General features: G+C 70.5%; 14 protein-coding genes. 4 read left to right on the forward strand and 10 right to left on the reverse strand.

Annotated features, from left to right (window positions below):
- Positions 1 to 3: 3 nt before the first annotated feature.
- The 4 genes from MCHUDSM44219_RS11745 to MCHUDSM44219_RS11760 all read right to left on the reverse strand — a co-directional run bounded on the left by MCHUDSM44219_RS11745 (position 4) and on the right by MCHUDSM44219_RS11760 (position 4,310).
- On the reverse strand, positions 4 to 963 hold the full coding sequence (locus tag MCHUDSM44219_RS11745) for a glucosyl-3-phosphoglycerate synthase (protein WP_048418408.1): 960 nt from the start codon (positions 961 to 963) through the stop codon (positions 4 to 6).
- Positions 960 to 1,835: a dihydropteroate synthase gene (folP, locus tag MCHUDSM44219_RS11750; protein WP_048418409.1), complete on the reverse strand. Its 876-nt coding sequence runs from the start codon at positions 1,833 to 1,835 to the stop codon at positions 960 to 962. The genes MCHUDSM44219_RS11745 and folP overlap by 4 nt, the downstream gene beginning before the upstream one ends.
- Before the next feature lie 76 nt (positions 1,836 to 1,911).
- Positions 1,912 to 3,720 (reverse strand): long-chain-acyl-CoA synthetase FadD6, encoded by a 1,809-nt coding sequence (gene fadD6, locus MCHUDSM44219_RS11755; protein ID WP_048418410.1) that lies wholly within the window; start codon positions 3,718 to 3,720, stop codon positions 1,912 to 1,914.
- The gene (locus MCHUDSM44219_RS11760) at positions 3,717 to 4,310 is read right to left on the reverse strand and encodes a cytokinin riboside 5'-monophosphate phosphoribohydrolase (protein ID WP_048418411.1); all 594 of its coding nucleotides are present in this window, start codon (positions 4,308 to 4,310) and stop codon (positions 3,717 to 3,719) included. The genes fadD6 and MCHUDSM44219_RS11760 overlap by 4 nt, the downstream gene beginning before the upstream one ends.
- 29 nt (positions 4,311 to 4,339) lie before the next feature.
- Here MCHUDSM44219_RS11760 and MCHUDSM44219_RS11765 point away from each other — a divergent pair, with 29 nt between their 5' ends.
- Positions 4,340 to 6,334 (forward strand): AAA family ATPase, encoded by a 1,995-nt coding sequence (locus tag MCHUDSM44219_RS11765; RefSeq protein ID WP_236695432.1) that lies wholly within the window; start codon positions 4,340 to 4,342, stop codon positions 6,332 to 6,334.
- Between the two features lie 3 nt (positions 6,335 to 6,337).
- Here the strand turns inward: MCHUDSM44219_RS11765 and MCHUDSM44219_RS11770 are convergent, their stop codons facing one another.
- Together MCHUDSM44219_RS11770 and dapE are read right to left on the reverse strand one after the other, a co-directional pair.
- On the reverse strand, positions 6,338 to 7,939 hold the full coding sequence (locus MCHUDSM44219_RS11770; RefSeq protein ID WP_048418413.1) for an ABC-F family ATP-binding cassette domain-containing protein: 1,602 nt from the start codon (positions 7,937 to 7,939) through the stop codon (positions 6,338 to 6,340).
- Between the two features lie 86 nt (positions 7,940 to 8,025).
- Positions 8,026 to 9,090 carry a succinyl-diaminopimelate desuccinylase gene (gene dapE, locus MCHUDSM44219_RS11775; RefSeq protein WP_048418414.1) on the reverse strand — a complete coding sequence of 355 codons (1,065 nt, stop codon included), beginning with the start codon at positions 9,088 to 9,090 and terminating at the stop codon, positions 8,026 to 8,028.
- Between the two features lie 73 nt (positions 9,091 to 9,163).
- Here dapE and MCHUDSM44219_RS11780 point away from each other — a divergent pair, with 73 nt between their 5' ends.
- Positions 9,164 to 9,517, forward strand: coding sequence for a YidH family protein (locus MCHUDSM44219_RS11780; RefSeq protein ID WP_048418415.1), 354 nt, complete (start codon positions 9,164 to 9,166; stop codon positions 9,515 to 9,517).
- Position 9,518: 1 nt separating this feature from the next.
- A complete protein-coding gene (locus MCHUDSM44219_RS11785) occupies positions 9,519 to 9,833 on the forward strand; it encodes a DUF202 domain-containing protein (RefSeq protein WP_048418416.1) in 315 nt (104 codons plus the stop codon).
- A gap of 4 nt (positions 9,834 to 9,837) precedes the next feature.
- Here the strand turns inward: MCHUDSM44219_RS11785 and MCHUDSM44219_RS11790 are convergent, their stop codons facing one another.
- From MCHUDSM44219_RS11790 to MCHUDSM44219_RS11800, 3 genes are all read right to left on the reverse strand, one after another.
- Positions 9,838 to 10,854, reverse strand: a complete 1,017-nt coding sequence (locus MCHUDSM44219_RS11790; RefSeq protein ID WP_053081231.1) for an aminotransferase class IV — start codon at positions 10,852 to 10,854, stop codon at positions 9,838 to 9,840.
- A 35-nt stretch (positions 10,855 to 10,889) separates the two neighbouring features.
- The gene (locus MCHUDSM44219_RS11795; protein WP_048418417.1) at positions 10,890 to 12,395 is read right to left on the reverse strand and encodes an APC family permease; all 1,506 of its coding nucleotides are present in this window, start codon (positions 12,393 to 12,395) and stop codon (positions 10,890 to 10,892) included.
- Positions 12,396 to 12,500: 105 nt separating this feature from the next.
- Positions 12,501 to 13,406, reverse strand: coding sequence for a LysR family transcriptional regulator (locus MCHUDSM44219_RS11800; protein WP_048418418.1), 906 nt, complete (start codon positions 13,404 to 13,406; stop codon positions 12,501 to 12,503).
- A gap of 89 nt (positions 13,407 to 13,495) precedes the next feature.
- Here MCHUDSM44219_RS11800 and dapD point away from each other — a divergent pair, with 89 nt between their 5' ends.
- Entirely contained in the window at positions 13,496 to 14,443 is a 948-nt protein-coding gene (gene dapD, locus MCHUDSM44219_RS11805; protein ID WP_048418419.1) for a 2,3,4,5-tetrahydropyridine-2,6-dicarboxylate N-succinyltransferase, read from the forward strand.
- A 9-nt stretch (positions 14,444 to 14,452) separates the two neighbouring features.
- Here the strand turns inward: dapD and MCHUDSM44219_RS11810 are convergent, their stop codons facing one another.
- Positions 14,453 to 15,631: an ROK family transcriptional regulator gene (locus MCHUDSM44219_RS11810; protein ID WP_048418420.1), complete on the reverse strand. Its 1,179-nt coding sequence runs from the start codon at positions 15,629 to 15,631 to the stop codon at positions 14,453 to 14,455.
- Positions 15,632 to 15,636 lie beyond the last annotated feature (5 nt).

Consider the following 15,636-nt stretch of genomic DNA (forward strand, 5'->3'; position numbering starts at 1 on the left):
CCGTCAGCGCGGGCGCAGCGTGATCATCGGCGGACGGTCGTCCAGCGACACCGCCGACGTCCGCGGCGTGTAGTCCTCGCCGTCGGCGAAGAACTGGGTGAGCCCGACCCCGGAGTCCGGGACACCGCAGCGCTGCAGCAGCGTGCCGATGACCTGACGGCTCATCGCGGCCAGCTCGGTCAGCGGGCGGTTGCGGTGGGTGCGCACCCCGAGGTTGACCTGCGCGATCGCGTCGAGTCCGAGCCGGTCGTAGGTGTCGACCAGCAGACCGATCTCCACGCCGTAGCCCGGCGCGAACGGCACCGCCGTCAGCAGCTCCCGGGTGCCGGCGTACTCCCCGCCCAGCGGCTGGTACAGGCAGGACAGCTCGGGCCGCAGCGCGGCCAGCAGCGGGCGGGCCACCAGCTCGGTGACGCGGCCGCCGCCGTTGGCGTCCTCGCGGCCGCTGACCTTGAGCGGGCGCCGGTAGAACCCCTTGACCAGGTGCACGCCCTCAGCGGTCAGCAGCGGGCCGAGCAGCTTGGGCACGAACATCGGATCGGGGTCCAGCAGGTCGGAATCGACGAACGCGATCAGGTCGCCGGTGGTCGCGGCGAGCGAGCGCCACAGCACCTCGCCCTTGCCGGGTTGCGGGGCCACCTCGGGCAGCGCGACCTCGCGGCTGACCACCCGTGCGCCGGCGGCCACCGCGCGGATCTCGGTGTCGTCGGTGGAGCCGGAGTCGAGCACGATGAGTTCGTCGACCAGCCCGCCGAGCAGCGGCGTGATCGTCTCGACCACCCCGGCGACCGTCTCCTCCTCGTTGAGCGCGGGCAGCACGACCGAGACGGTGCGGCCCTTCTTGGCGGCTTCCAGCTCTGCGACCGTCCAGGACGGCCGGCTCCAGCTGTGGTCGGTCAGCCACCGGTGCTCGGCCATCCCATCGGCGACCGTGTCCGTGACGCGATCAGACAACACCGTCATGCCAGTCCTCTCACCGTGCGTTGCGGTGGACGGACGCCGTGGATCGACGCCACCATCTCCAGTACCCGACGTGTGGGGCCCACCTCGTGCACCCGGAACATCGCGGCACCGTCAGCGGCGGCGAGCGCGGTCGCAGCCAGGGTGCCCTCGAGGCGGTCGGTGAGTCCCACCCCCAGAGTCTCCCCGACGAAATCCTTGTTGCTCAGCGCCATCAGGACCGGCCATCCAGTGTTTACAAGCTCTTTTACGTGGCGCAACAAACTAAGACCGTGGTAAGTGTTCTTGCCGAAATCGTGGGTCGGATCGATGACGATGCCGTCCCGGCGCACCCCGAGCGCCACCGCGCGCTCGGCGGCCGTGGTGACCTCCGTGATCACGTCGTCGACCACGCCGCGCTCGGCGATGCCGTAGTTCACCCGGAACGGCCGCGTCCGGGGAACCGCGCCGCCGGTGTGCGAGCACACCAGGCCCGCGCCGAACTCGGCGGCGACAGCCGGCAGGTCCGGATCGGCGCCCGCCCACGTGTCGTTGATCAGGTCCGCACCGGCCGCGCACGCCTGCTTGGCGACCTCGGCTCGCCAGGTGTCGACGCTGATCAGCTGGTCGGGGAAGGTGCCGCGGAGCCATTCGATGAACGGCACGACGCGGGCGATCTCCTCGTCGACACCGACCGTCTGCCCCGGGCCGGCCTTCACCCCACCGACGTCCACGATGTCGGCGCCGTCGGCGACCACCCGGTGGGCCGCCTGCTTGGCGGCCTCGTCGGTGAACGTGGCGCCACGGTCGTAGAACGAGTCCGGCGTCCGGTTCACGATCGCCATGATCAGCGCCCGATCACCGGCCACCGGCCGCCCGAGAAACGTCGACTGCACGCCTACCAGGCTACGGACTCGCGATTTCGGTGTAGATCGTCACGCTGAGGGTGACCAACTACACCGAGATCACTCGTTACTTGGGCTTCTTGCCCGCCGCGACCTCTTCGGGGTACTCGTCGTAGAACGGCACGTACCCCTCGTCCTTGCCGGACAGCACGTAGATCGGATCGTCGATCTCGACGTCCTCGGAATCGTCGTCGTCGCCGGACGCCTTGCCGTAGCCCTCCTTGCGCAGATCACCCTTCTGCGACTTGAACGTCGACGTGTGCGCCAACTCCTCGACCACCCGGACGAACAGCGGCACCGCGTACCCGGGCAGCTTGTCGAACGCCGCCTTGGCCAGCGACTTGCCGTCGAACTCCTGGCCCTCCTTGAGCTGCACCGCCGCCATCCCGGCGCGGCCGCCCGCGCCGGGCACCTCGACGCCGAAGACCGTGGCCTCCTCGACCTGGGGATCGGTCGAGATCGCCGCCTCGACCTCGGTGGTGGCGACGTTCTCGCCCTTCCACCGGAACGTGTCGCCGAGCCGGTCGGTGAACGCGGCGTGCCCGAAGCCCTGGGCGCGCATCAGGTCGCCGGTGTTGAACCAGACGTCGCCCTCCTTGAAGGCGTCGCGCACCAGTTTCTTCTCGGTGGCCTCCTTGTCGGTGTAGCCGTCGAAGGGCTGGAAGTTGCTCACCTTGGACAGCAGCAGACCGGGCTGGCCGTTCTTGACTTTGCGCAGCCGGCCGTTGTCGTCGCGCTTGGGCTCGCCGGTGTCCTGGTCGTATTCGACGAACGCGACCGGGGTCGGGCAGATCCCGGTGGTCTTGTCGATGTTGAGGACGTTGACGAACGCGGTGTTGCCCTCGCTGGCGGCGTAGAACTCGCAGACCCGCTTGATGCCGAACCGCTCGGTGAAGTCGTCCCAGATGGCCGGGCGCAGACCGTTGCCCGCGATGACCCGCACCTTGTGCTGGCGGTCGGTCGGCTTCTCTTCCTTGCCCAGCAGGTAGGTGCAGATCTCGCCGATGTAGACGAACGCGGTGGCCTCGTAGCGGATGACGTCGTCCCAGAACTTCGACGCCGAGAACGACTTGCCCAGCGCGAGGGTCGCCCCCGAGTTCAGCACCGACGACAGCGCGACCGTCAGCGCGTTGTTGTGGTAGAGCGGCAGGCAGCAGTACAACGTGTCGCTGCTGTTCAGGCGCATGCCCAGGCCGCCGAAGCCGGCCAGTGCGCGCAGCCAGCGGTAGTGCGTCATCACGCTGGCCTTCGGCATCCCGGTGGTGCCCGAGGTGAAGATGTAGAACGCCTTGTCCTTGGCGAGCACCGCCGAGGTGGCGGCCGGGTTGGTGGTCGGTGCGGTGGCGGCGAGCTGCTTCATCTCGTCGACGGTGACCAGGCCGGAGGTGTCGGCGCCGCTCTCGTTGATCGGCTCGACCAGGTCGACCTCGGCGACGACGACCTTCGCCTCCAGCAGCCCCAGGCTGTGGGAGAGCACGTCGCCACGCTGGTGGTAATTGATCATCCCGGCGATCGCGCCGCACTTGACCGCGGCGAGCATCAGCAGCACCGAGTCCGGCGAGTTGCGCAGCATGACGCCGACGACGTCGCCGTGCCCGACGCCGCGCGCGGCCAGCACCGCGGCGTAGCGGTTGACGGTCTCGTTGGCCTCGCCGTACGTCAGCTCGGTGTCCTCGAACTTGATGAAGACCTTGTCCGCATAGCGGGACGCGCGATCCTGGAACACCTTGCCGATGGACGTCTTGGCCGTCGGCCGGGCGAGGAATCCGGTGACGACCCCCTGCAGGATCGTGGGCGTGTCCATCAGTAGTCCCGGTACCTGGCCCGCGATGTCGAGTACCCCGACACTGCTCCGTTTGCCGGACTTCCCGCTCATTCCCCGCTCCTCATGTCGTTGTGTCGGTCATCCCGACCGGGCGCGCACGCGGCCAGAGCGGATTCGACGTCGTCGACGACGACGAGACGCGCCAGCGCGCCTTCGGCGACGTACCCGCTTCCGACCAGCCCACGTAGCCAGGCCAGCAGTCCGTCGTAGTGCCCGAGAGTGTCGAGCATCACGATCGGCTTGGAGTGCATACCCAAATAGCCCGCTGTCCAGGCTTCGAAGAATTCCTCGAGTGTGCCGATGCCGCCGGGCAGCGCGATGAACGCGTCGGCGCGGTCCTCCATCACCTGTTTGCGCTCACGCATGGAGTCGGTGACGACGAGTTCGTCGGCCTCGGTGTCGGCGACCTCGCGGTGCACGAGGGCCTTGGGGATGACCCCGATGGTGTGGCCGCCGTGGGAGCGGGCCGCGGCGGCCACCTCTCCCATCGCCGAGACGTTGCCGCCCCCGGACACCAGCGCCCAGCCCCGGTCGGCGATGCCGGTGCCGACCCGGCGCGCGAGGTCGAGAAGTTCGGGATGGGTGGGGCCCGATGCGCAATAGACGCAGACGGCCCATCGACGGTCAGGTTCTTGGGACACGAGCTAAAACTTAGCCATAGACTCCGGCGGTGCCTGTGCCCGCGCCTGTCCCCTGGGTGACCGCACCGGACGAACCTGCGCTGGCACAACTCGAGTCGGGGGTGCAGCACCGATCGGGCGCGGCGCTGATCGGACCCGCCGGCGTCGGCAAGACCTGGCTGACGCGCCGCGCCGTCGAGCGCCTCGGGTCGGGCTTCCCGCGGGTCGACTGGGTGCGTGCCACCTCGGCGCGCCGGCCTCTTCCGTTCGCCGCGTTCGAGCACCTCCTCGAGGTGCCGGAGACCGGGAAGACCGCCGCGGTGTTGCGCGTCGCCCGCGAGAGTCTCGGGGACGGTCGGCTGCTGGTGATCGACGACGCGCACCTGCTCGACTCGCTGTCGGCGGCACTGGTCTATCAGCTGGCGGTGAGCGCGACGGTGCGAATACTGCTGTCCGCCACCGACAACGAGGCCCCCGCCGAGATCGCCGCGCTGTGGCGCGACGGCCTGGTGACCCGGATCGACCTGGACCCGCCGGGCCACGACGACGAGCGGCTGATGGCGCACGTCACCGACTTCGTCGACACGCTGCCTGCCGCCTCCCGGCGGGTGCTGGAGGTGCTGTCGGTGTACGAGCCGCTCAGCCTCGAGGACGTGGCGGTGCTGACGAGCGCGCACGCCGTCGACGAGGCCGCGCAGGCGGGCGCGATCGCCGTCGACGAGGACGGGGTACGTCCGGCGCATCCGCTGTTCTGCGACGCGGTGCGCGGCGAGCTGGGCGGCCCTGATCTACGCCGGCTGCGGTCCGCGGTGGTGGGGCGTCTGGCGGCGGCGGGCCCGCGCGGCGTCGTCGCCCGGCTCCGGCTGGCGACGCTGGCCATCGACAGCGACCGGCCGCAGCCGGTGGCCGAGGTGTGCGCGGCCGCGCGGGATGCGTTGCGGTTGGGTGATCTGGAGCTGAGCGAACGGCTGGGGAGGGCCGCGCTCTCGCGGGAACCCGGGCTGGACGCCCGCCTGACCGTCGGGTACGCGTTGGCGTGGCAGGGCCGCGGCCGCGACGCCGACGCGGTGCTCGCCGAGATCGATCCCTCCGCACTGGGGGAAGAGGAGCTGATGGCCTGGGCGCTGCCCACCGCGGCCAACCAGTTCTGGATGCTGTCCGAACCGGAGCGCGCGACGGCGTTCCTGCAGGCCACCCGCAGCAAGGTCGGCTCCGCGGCGGCCCGCACGACGCTCGACGCGCTGTCGGCCACGTTCGCCATGAACGCCGGAAACCTCGGTAGAGCAACCGAACTCGCACACGAGGTGCTGGACTCGCCGACGGCCGACGAGACCGCGATCGGGTGGGCAGGTTCGGCGGCGGCGTTGTGCGCGGCCCGGATGGGCCGGCTCGCCGAGGTCGACGCGCTGGCCGAGCGGGCCATGTCGGCCGGGCAGCCGGGACTACTGCGGTTCACCAGCGGCTTCGGTCAGACCACGGCGCTGCTGCTCACCGGTGAGCCCGACCGGGCGCTGGCACTGGCGCAGCGGCTCACCGATTTCGCGCAGCGCAGGCAACCCGGCCGCGCGATCGGCGAGGTCCTGACCGCCGACGTGCTGATCGCCACCGGCCAGACGGCGCGGGCGGTGCCGCTGCTGCGGGAGGCGGCCGTGACGCTGGCGCCGACGGGGTATTCCTGGGGGCCGCTGGCGTGGATGCTGCTGGCGCAGGCGCTGGGCCGGCTCGGGGAGACCGTCGAGGCGGGAAAGACATTGGCCCGCGCCGAATCCCGGCACGGGCTGAAGTCGATGCTGTTCGCCCCGGAGCTGGCCCTGGCCCGGGCGTGGACCACGTCGGCGCGCCGCGACAGCCACGGCGCGGTGGCCGCGGTGCGCGACGCCGTCAAGGCCGCCGAACGCGGCGGGCAGCACGCCGTGGCGCTGCGGGCGGCCGCCGACGCGGTGCAGTTGGGTGATCCGCGCGGGACCGAGACGCTGCGCCGGCTGTGCGCCACCGTCGACTGCGCGTTCGGGCGGTCCGCCCTGGCCGCAGCCGAAAACAGCTGAGGCTCAGCGCATCACGCCGTCGGCGATGCGCAGGGTGCGGTCGACGCCGATCCCGGCCAGGAACGCGTCGTCGTGGCTGACCACGACGAACGCGCCCCGGTAGGCAGCCAGGGCGGCTTCGAGCTGGGCGACGCTGACCAGATCCAGATTGTTGGTCGGTTCGTCGAGCAGCAGCAGCTGCGGCGCCGGTTCGGCGAACAGCACGCACGCCAGCGTCGCGCGGAGTCGCTCTCCGCCCGACAGCGCGCCGACTGGGAGCTCGACAGCGTCACCGCGGAACAGGAACTGCGCCAGCAGATGTCGTCGTCGGGTCACCGACAGTGTCGGCGCGGTCGCGGCGAGGTTGTCGGCGACCGTGCGCTCGTCGTCGAGCAGGTCCAGCCGCTGCGACAGATAGGCGATTCGTCCGCCGAAGCGTTCGACCGTGCCGCCGTCGGGCTCGACCTCCCCGAGCAGAGTCCGCAGCAGCGTGGTCTTCCCGCTGCCGTTGGGTCCGGTCAGGGCGATCCGCTCGGGACCACGCACGGTCAGGTTCACTCCGGCGAGCACCTGCCGTCCGCCACGTCCGAGTCGAACGTCGTTCAGCTGCACCAGCGTCCGGCCTGCCGGCACCGTGGTGTCCGGCAGATCCAGGACCAGTGCGTCGTCGTCGCGGACGGCACGTTCGGCCTCGTCGAGCCGGACGCGGGCGTCGTCGAGCCGCCGGGCGTGCACGTCGTCGGTGCGCCCGGCCGTCTCCTGCGCGCGCCGCTTCATCGCGCCGGCGACGATCTTGGGCAGGCCCGCGTCGGGCAGTGAGCGCTTCGCGGTGCCGGCGCGCCGGTCGGCGCGCTCACGCGCCTGCTGACGCTGCCGCTTCTCGCGCTGCAGTTGCTGCTCGGCCTGCCGGACCGCACTGCGGGCGGCCTGATCGGCATTCTCGACGGCATCCCGGTAGGCGCTGAAAGACCCTCCGTAGAGTGTGATCTCGTCGCCGCGCAGCTCCGCGATGCGGTCCATGCGGTCGAGGAGCACCCGGTCGTGGCTGACCAGCAGCAGGCAGCCGCTGAAGTCGTCGAGCGCCTCGTAGAGCCGGTCGCGGGCGTCGTGGTCCAGATTGTTCGTCGGCTCGTCGAGGAGCAGAACATCGCTGCGGCGCAGCAGCTCCCGCGCCAGCCCGAGGGTGACCACCTCGCCACCGGACAGCGTGCGCAGGGACCGATCCAGGCCGATGTGGCCGAGCCCGAGGCGATCCAGCTGGGCGCGGGCCCGCTCCTCGGCGTCCCAGTCGTCACCGATCGCGGCGAACACCTGCTCACCCGCATCGCCGCGGGCCAGCGCGTCCAGCGCGGCCATCACGCCGGCGACACCGAGAAGTTCGGCGACCGTGCGGTCGTCGAGCAGCGGCAGCGTCTGGGGCAGGTAGCCGACGGCGCCGTCGACGGTGATCGTGCCCGCGGCGGGGGTCAGCTCACCGGCGACGAGTGCGAGCAGCGTGCTCTTGCCCGCGCCGTTGGGGGCGACGAGCCCGGTGCGGCCGGGCCCGACCGAGAACGACAGGTCGGTGAACACCGGGGTGTCGTCGGGCCAGGAGAACGAGACGTGGGACAGGACGATCGATGGCATGGGGGAACTCTCGAGACGTACTCAGGGGAAAGACGGCGGGACGGAGTCGTCAGCGCGAGAGCATGGGACCAGGGTAACCGGACCCGTCAACCGATTAAGTACCGCCGCAACATCTCGGTGACCGCGGTGATCTGATCGACATCGACGTGTTCGTCGGCGCGGTGCGCCGTGTTCGGGTCACCCGGACCGTAGTTGACCGCGGGCACGCCCAGCGCCGCGAACCGGGACACGTCGGTCCAGCCGTACTTCGCCCGGACCTCTCCCCCGGCGGCGGCGACCAGCGCGGCCGCCGCCGGCCGGCTCAGGCCGGGCAGCGCGCCCGCCGCGGCATCGGTCAGCTCGACGGCCACGTCGAGGCCGTCGAAGACCTCGCGCACGTGCGCGTAGGCCTGCTCGGTGCTGCGGTCGGGCGCGAAGCGGAAGTTCACCGTCAAGGAGGCGGCGTCGGGGATGACGTTGCCGGCCACGCCGCCGTCGATCCGCACCGCCGACAGGCCTTCGCGGTACACGCAGCCGTCGATGTCGACGCTTCTGGCCTGATAGGCCTCGAGCCGGGCCAGCACGGCACCGAGTTTGTGGATCGCGTTGTCGCCCAACCAGGATCGAGCCGAGTGCGCGCGGGTCCCGGAGGCGCTGATGACCACCCGCAGGGTGCCCTGGCAGCCGGCCTCGATCAGTCCGCCCGACGGCTCCCCGAGGATCGCGACGTCGGCGGTCAGCCAGTCGGGCATCTCCCTCTCGATGCGGCCGAGGCCGTTGGCCGACGCCTCGATCTCCTCGCAGTCGTACATCACCAGCGTGATGTCGTGCGCCGGGTCGGCGACCGTGGCGGCCAGGTGCAGGAACACCGCGTCGCCGGATTTCATGTCGGAGGTGCCGCAGCCGTACAGCAGCCGGCCGTCCCGGCGGCTGGGCAGGTTGTCGGCGGCGGGGACGGTGTCGGTGTGGCCGGCCAGCAGGACCCGCGAGGGCCGGCCGAAGTCGGTGCGGGCCAGCACCGCGTCGCCGTTGCGGACGATCTCGAAGCCGGTGGTCTGTGCGCGCAGCGCGGTCTCGATCTCGTCGGCGATGCGCTGCTCGTGGCGGGATTCGCTGGGGATGTCCACCAGCGCCGCGGTCAGCGCGATCGGATCACCGTGGAGGTCGAGCACGAGACACCACGTTAGCCGGTTCGCTAGCGTGAGAACGCCGGACGCGTCCGCCGGCAAGGGAGGCACCAGCCGAATGACGCCGACGCCCCAGGAGCCGGACTACCGGTTCACCCTCGCCAATGAGCGGACGTTCCTGGCGTGGATCCGCACCGCGCTGGCGCTGATCGCGGGCGGGGTCGCCATCGTGCAGTTCGCGCCGGCGTTCGGCATCGCCGGGGTCCGGCACATCCTGAGTGTGGCGCTGACCGCCGCCGGCGGTGCGCTCGCCGTGCTGGCCGTCCGGCGGTGGCAGGTGGTGCAGGAGGCGATGCGCACCGGCGCGGACCTGCCGCGCACCCGGATCCCCCTGGCGCTGGCCGCGGGCATCTTCCTGGTGACCGTCGGCGTCGTCGTCGTCCTGCTGATCTGGCCACCGGGAAGCCGCTGACATGCCCCAGACCGCCAAGCCCGGGCTGCAGGCCGAACGCACCCTGCTGTCATGGGAGCGCAGTTCCCTGGGGCTGCTCGTCGGCGGCGTCCTGCTGCTGATCCGCCACCACGGCCCGCCCATCGCGGGGCGGGCCGTGCTGGCGGTGACGGCCGGGTTGTTGGCGCTGGTGGTGCTCGGCCTCGGCTATCGACGGGCGCGGCGCCTGCGCGGCGAGCGCGGCGTCGAGGTGCCGTCGCTGGAGGTGCTGATCCTCGGCTACGGGACGGCGGCCTTCGGTCTGGCCGTGGCGGTCGCGCTGGTGCTGTCGCGGTGAGCGGTCAGTACTCGATGGCCTCGATCAGCGGCGACGGCTCGTCCATCAGTGCCCAGAACCGGTCCCGGATGGCGACGGTCATCGGACCGGGCGCACCGGAGCCGATCGGCTCCCCGTCGAGGGTGTTGATCGGCGTGACCCCGCCGGCGGTGGTGACCGCCATGATCTCGTCGGCCTCGTAGAGCTCGTGGCTGGTGACGTCACGCAGCGTCGCCTCGATGCCCATCGCGTCGGCGATCTCGAACACCGTCTTGCGGGTGATGCCAGGCAGCGCGTTGCGCGACGGGGATGCCAGCACGCCGTCCTTGACGATGCACACGTTGAAGCCGGGGCCCTCGGCCACACAGTTGTCGGAGTCGAGCAGGATCGCGGTGCGGGCGCCGCGGTCCTTGGCCTCGAAGCTGGCCGCGGTGAGATCGCCCCACTGGTAGTTCTTGATCGTCGGATCGACGGTGTTGCGGCCGGCGCGCCGGACGTGCCGGGGCACCACCGCGGTGGTGCCGAAGATCTGCTCGGACGGCGGGAACGCCCACAGGTACGGAATGGCATAGATGTACACCTGGTGGGTGAGCTTGGACAGGTCCTTCTCACCCTTGCGGCGTCCGTAACCCCGGGTGACCGTCAGGTTCACGAACGACTCCCGCAGCTGCGACATGCTCACGCACTTCTTGGTGATCTCGGCGAGTTCGTCCTTGCTCATTCCGGCGTCCAGGCGAAGCTTGCGGGCGCCGTCGAGCAGCCGGTCGAGGTGATCCCCGAGGCGGAAGATGTTGCCGTGCCACACATGCGCGACGGTGTAGGTCAGATCGGAGTGCCCGAACCCGGTGTCGAAGATCGAGATCCGCGCGTCCTCCGCGGGGATGAACTCGCCCTCGATCCAGGCCACGCCGCCCGCGTACGGGCTCGAGGTGTCCAGTTCGTAGTCGCTGTACTGGATCACCGAGCCGGGCGGGGTGTCCTCGCGGATGGCGCCGGGCTCGACGGCGACGAGGTTGGACTTTCCTGTGTCAGTAACAGTCATGGGAGACAATGCCTTTCGGTTATCAGGGGTGGCGCTCACAGATTGTGGTTCTTGGCGTAGGTCGCGCCGGCGTCACCGCGCGCGAGGCGCGACTTGAGGCCGGTGGCCCACCACAGCGCCGCGACGGCGACGATGCCGAGGAACACCCACTTGTTGCTGGTGAACTGCGGGAGGAAGAGCAGGGCCACCGCGACGGCGAGGAACACCACCAGTGCCGTCACGTAGAGCGGAAGCCGGAACCGGCCGAGGTCGAAGGTGCCGGGCTCACCCTGGGGGATCGTGCCGCGCCGGTAGCCGACGATCAGGCCGATGGTCTGCAGGATGTAGACGAAGAAGAACAGCAGGGACGCGATGCCGATGATGTAGTTGAACGCCTTCTCGTTGACCAGCGCCGAGAGCAGCAGAACCGTTGACAGGCAGCCCAATCCGAGCACCGCGTACGTCGGCGCCTTGGACTTCGGCGAGACGTGACGCCACACGTGGGAGAACGGCAGCATGTTGTCGCGGGCCATCGAGTACGTCAGCCGGGTGGCCACCAGGATGTTGGCCAGCAGGCACGCCAGGATGTTCGTCAGCGCCACGGCGACCACGATCTTCGTGACGACCGGGCCGGCCTGCTGGGTGATGATCTCCTCGATCGGCGCGGCCGAATTCGCTTCGACCGCAGCGGCATCCTTGATGGCCAGCACGTACACCACGTACATCAGGAATTCGATGACGATCGAGGTGATGAGCGCATAGAACATGGTCTTCGGCACCACGCGGCGGGCGTTCTTGGTCTCCTCGGCCACATCGGCCCCGGATTCGACGCCGATCAGACCGAAGAACGGTCCCAAGGCGGCGGCGAGCCACGCCAGCATGTAGGAGTCCTTGTCGCCGGACTGCCCGCCGGTGAACAGGGTGGAGATCGGCTGGTGGTTCTCCGGTGACGAGAAGGCGATGATCGCGATCAGTGCGGTGGCGCCGACGGTGATGACCAGCTCGAGGCTGACGCCGATGTTGTTGACCATCGTCGCGAACCGCACGCCGTAGATGTTGATGAGCACGCAGACGAACACCACGGCGATGGCCAGGAGGATCTGCGCGCTCTGGCTCATGCTCCAGCCGAACAGCCCGCCCAGGTAGCCGGAGAGGATGAATCCGACGCCCGTCATGCCGCAGACCCAGCCCAACAGCGCGATCACGCCGGTGAACCACGCCAGATTGGGCCCGTTGATCCGGCTGATCCATTGATAGGAGTAACCCGCGAGGGGGAGCTTCGCGGTCAGGTCGGCGGCGATGAACGTCCACAGTGCGAACACCGCGCCGGCCAGCAGCAGCGTCCACACGAACGGTGCGCCGGCGGTGAAGTAGCCGGCGCCGAAGCCGGTGAACACCGCGGTGGTGGCGCTGATCGTCGCGAACCCGATCGCGAACGAGGCCAGCGTGCCGACCGAGCGGTCCAGCTTCTGGGTGTAACCGAGCTCGGCCAGGACCGCGTCCTCGGCGTTGGGCGCGGGGGGTCGTTCTGAATGAGTCGGTCGGATCACTGCGTCTGTCATGGTCGCTCCAGGTCAGGCCGTGGGGATGAACACCTGCAGACAGACAACCGCCATCTCGGCGCCACCGGAAGTTCGATGTTTTGATCTGGTCATAAACTGCGGTTATCACTGCCGCTCAGGTGACGGCTCGCCGCCGCTCCACTGCTCCTGGACGAGCCGGACCAGGGCGTCGGCCTGCGGGGTCAGGCTGCCGGGGTTCCAGGCCAGCGCGGTGTGGCTGGGCGGCCGGTCGCTGATCGGGACGTACGCGATGCCGGGCCGGTCGTAGAACCGGGCGACCGACGAGGTGGTGAAGCTGATGCCCAGCCCGCGGGCGATCGCGGTGGTCTCGGCCTCGTAGGTGGCGGCGACCGCGGCGATGGTCGGGGGCCGGTTGCCGCGTACGTCCATCGCCAGCCAGTAGTCGCGCCAGGTGCCCGCCGTGAGCGGCGCACACACGATCGGATCGTCGAGCAGCTCGACGATCGAGACCTCGGGGCGCCCCGCGAGCCGGTGATCCCGGGGCAGGCAGGCCACCCACGACTCGGAGTCCAGGATCAGCATGCGGTGCTCGGGCAGATCCACCGGCGGCCGGATGATCGCGACCTCGGTGGTGCCGTCGGCCAGGCCCGCCGTCGGGTCGGCGAAGTCGAACTCGATCGGTTCGACGGTGACGTCGGGGTAGGCGGCCTCGAAGTGTCGCACCAGCCGGAACAAAAGGTCGGCGCCGGTGCCGATGAGGTAGCCGACGCGCAGCACTCCCAGCCGGGTGCCCGACAGCGTGACCAGGTTGTCCACGACCGCGTCCACCCCGGACAGGGCCTGCTGCACCTGCGGCAGCCAGGCGGCGCCGAGATCGGTGAGCGCGACCTCGCGGGTGTTGCGCCGGAACAGCACGACGCCGAAGTGGTGCTCGAGTTGTTTGATCGCGGTGGACAGCGCGGGCTGGGTGATGAACAGCTTCTCGGCGGCGCGCCGGTAGTTGAGCTCCTGGCCGAGGACGGCGAAGTAGCGCAGTTGGCGCAACGTCACGTCGGTGCTCGTGGTTCGCCTCCCGTCCTGTCGAGGCCCGGGTCGGGACCTGTGAAGCGATGCTAGGCGCACCGGTAGCCTGAAGCACCGTGACTTCAGGAGCTTCAGGTATCGGCGTGGCGACGCTCGCAGCCGACGGATCCGTTCTCGACGTGTGGTTCCCCGCGCCGGAACTGTCCGAGCAATCCAGTGCCGGCACGGTGCGGCTGTCGGTGGCCGAGGTACCCGCCGAACTGGCCGAGCTCGCCGGCCGCGACGAGGACCGCGACGTCGAGACGGTGATCGTGCGCACCGCGATCGCCTCACTGGAGGACAAGGCCGTCGACGCCTACGACGCGTATCTGCGCCTGCATCTGCTCTCGCACCGGCTGGTGGCGCCACACGGGCTGAACGCCGACGGGCTGTTCGGCGTGCTCACCAACGTCGCGTGGACCAACTACGGACCGTGCGCCATCGAGGGATTCGAGATCACGCGGGGTCGGTTGCGCCGCCGCGGTCCGGTCACGGTCTACGGCGTCGACAAGTTCCCGCGCATGGTCGACTACGTGATGCCCTCCGGCGTGCGCATCGCCGACGCTGACCGGGTGCGCCTCGGTGCCCATCTGGCTCCGGGCACGACGGTCATGCACGAGGGCTTCGTGAACTTCAACGCCGGGACCCTGGGCAGCTCGATGGTCGAGGGGCGCATCTCGGCGGGCGTCGTGGTGGGCGACGGGTCCGATGTCGGGGGCGGCGCGTCGATCATGGGCACGCTCTCCGGCGGTGGCACGCAGGTGATCTCCGTCGGCAAGCGCTGCCTGCTGGGCGCCAACGCCGGCCTGGGCATCTCGCTGGGCGACGATTGCGTGATCGAGGCCGGCCTGTACGTCACCGCCGGCACGAAAGTCGTGACCGGTGACGGGCAGAGCGTGAAGGCCCGCGAGCTCTCCGGCGCGAACAACCTGCTGTTCCGCCGCAATTCGTTGACCGGGGCGGTCGAGGTGGTCAAGCGCGACGGCACCGGCATCACGCTGAACGAGGCCCTGCACGCCAATTGAGCGCGCCCGTCACGCACGGTGGCGCGCCGCCCACGCGGCCAGCGCGTCGGGCGTCGTGACGTGGTCGAGCGCCCGAATCACCGCACCGTGCAAGGGGCCGTCCTCACCGTGCTGGGCGTCGCGCACCGGCGGCGGCGATTCCTTGCGGAACGCCATCAGGGCGTCGCGGTAGGCGGCCTCGAATTCCTCGGTGGCACAGGCCCGCAGCAGCGCCGCGACACCTCCCAGCGTCACCACCTGGGGATCGTGGAGGTTCACCAGCGCCCCGGCGCCCCGGCCGAGCGAGATCGTGACCTTCCGAAAAGCACTGCGCGTCTTGGCATCCCGACGGCCGAGTAGCCCGTGCAGATAGTCGACGGGGTCGGCGGGCTCGTCGACGCCGAGGTGACGCGCCATCGCGCGGCCGTCCACGGTGAGGTCCCAGCAGCCGCGGGCACCGCAGGGGCAGATCAGCGCCGGATCACCGAACGGGATGTGGCCGTACTCCCCCGCTGCGCCGTGCGCTCCGGACACCGGCTCGCCGTGCACCACCAGCACCCCACCGACACCTTTGGCGACCATCAGGTGTAGCGCGGTCGACGCGGCGCGGGCGGCCCCCGTGCGGGCCTCGGCGAGCCCGGCCAGCGTGGCGTCATTGCCGACCAGGACGGGAATGTTGGCGCGGCGAGGGATCTTCGCGGTCAGCACCGACAGGTCGACGTCGCGGCGCCCGCGCGAGGTGAACTGCACCAGCCGGGCATCGCTGACCGTTCCCGCCACCGACACCGAGACGGCCGTGAGCCGGGGGGCATGGCGGCGGTAGACGGTGCCGATCGCGCCGGCCAGCCGGCCGAGTGCGTCGTCGAGGTCGCCCGGATAGCCATGCCGGGCCACCATGTCGGGTCTGCCGTCGAGGCCGGCGAGCGCCAGCCGCCAGTCAGCGGCCCGCAACTCCGCCGCCAGCACGAGCGGTCCCTCGTCGTGGCCGCCGAGCACGGTCGTCGGCCGGCCCCGGCCCCGGGCCGGAGCGGGCGCCTCGTCGAGCAGCCGGGCTGCGCGCATCCGGGAGATCAGTTCACTGGCCCCGCCGCTGCCGATCCCGAGGCGCGCGGCCGCCGCGGCCCGGGTGATGCCCGGCTCGGCACGCACGACCCCGAGAAGCTCGGCGGCACTGTGCCACCGGAGCCGTCCGGACTGCGGGGAAACCATGACGT

It is taken from the genome of Mycolicibacterium chubuense (genome assembly GCF_001044255.1).
GTDB classification, from domain to species: domain Bacteria; phylum Actinomycetota; class Actinomycetes; order Mycobacteriales; family Mycobacteriaceae; genus Mycobacterium; species Mycobacterium chubuense.

Bases quoted from the DNA above. Each gene is read 5' to 3' on its own strand.
- MCHUDSM44219_RS11790 (WP_053081231.1), bottom strand. From the start codon at position 10,854: ATGACTGTTACTGACACAGGAAAGTCCAACCTCGTCGCCGTCGAGCCC.
- MCHUDSM44219_RS11745 (WP_048418408.1), bottom strand. From the start codon at position 963: ATGACGGTGTTGTCTGATCGCGTCACGGACACGGTCGCCGATGGGATG.
- MCHUDSM44219_RS11795 (WP_048418417.1), bottom strand. From the start codon at position 12,395: ATGACAGACGCAGTGATCCGACCGACTCATTCAGAACGACCCCCCGCG.
- MCHUDSM44219_RS11770 (WP_048418413.1), bottom strand. From the start codon at position 7,939: ATGCCATCGATCGTCCTGTCCCACGTCTCGTTCTCCTGGCCCGACGAC.
- MCHUDSM44219_RS11780 (WP_048418415.1), top strand. From the start codon at position 9,164: ATGACGCCGACGCCCCAGGAGCCGGACTACCGGTTCACCCTCGCCAAT.
- MCHUDSM44219_RS11785 (WP_048418416.1), top strand. From the start codon at position 9,519: ATGCCCCAGACCGCCAAGCCCGGGCTGCAGGCCGAACGCACCCTGCTG.
- MCHUDSM44219_RS11810 (WP_048418420.1), bottom strand. From the start codon at position 15,631: ATGGTTTCCCCGCAGTCCGGACGGCTCCGGTGGCACAGTGCCGCCGAG.
- fadD6 (WP_048418410.1), bottom strand. From the start codon at position 3,720: ATGAGCGGGAAGTCCGGCAAACGGAGCAGTGTCGGGGTACTCGACATC.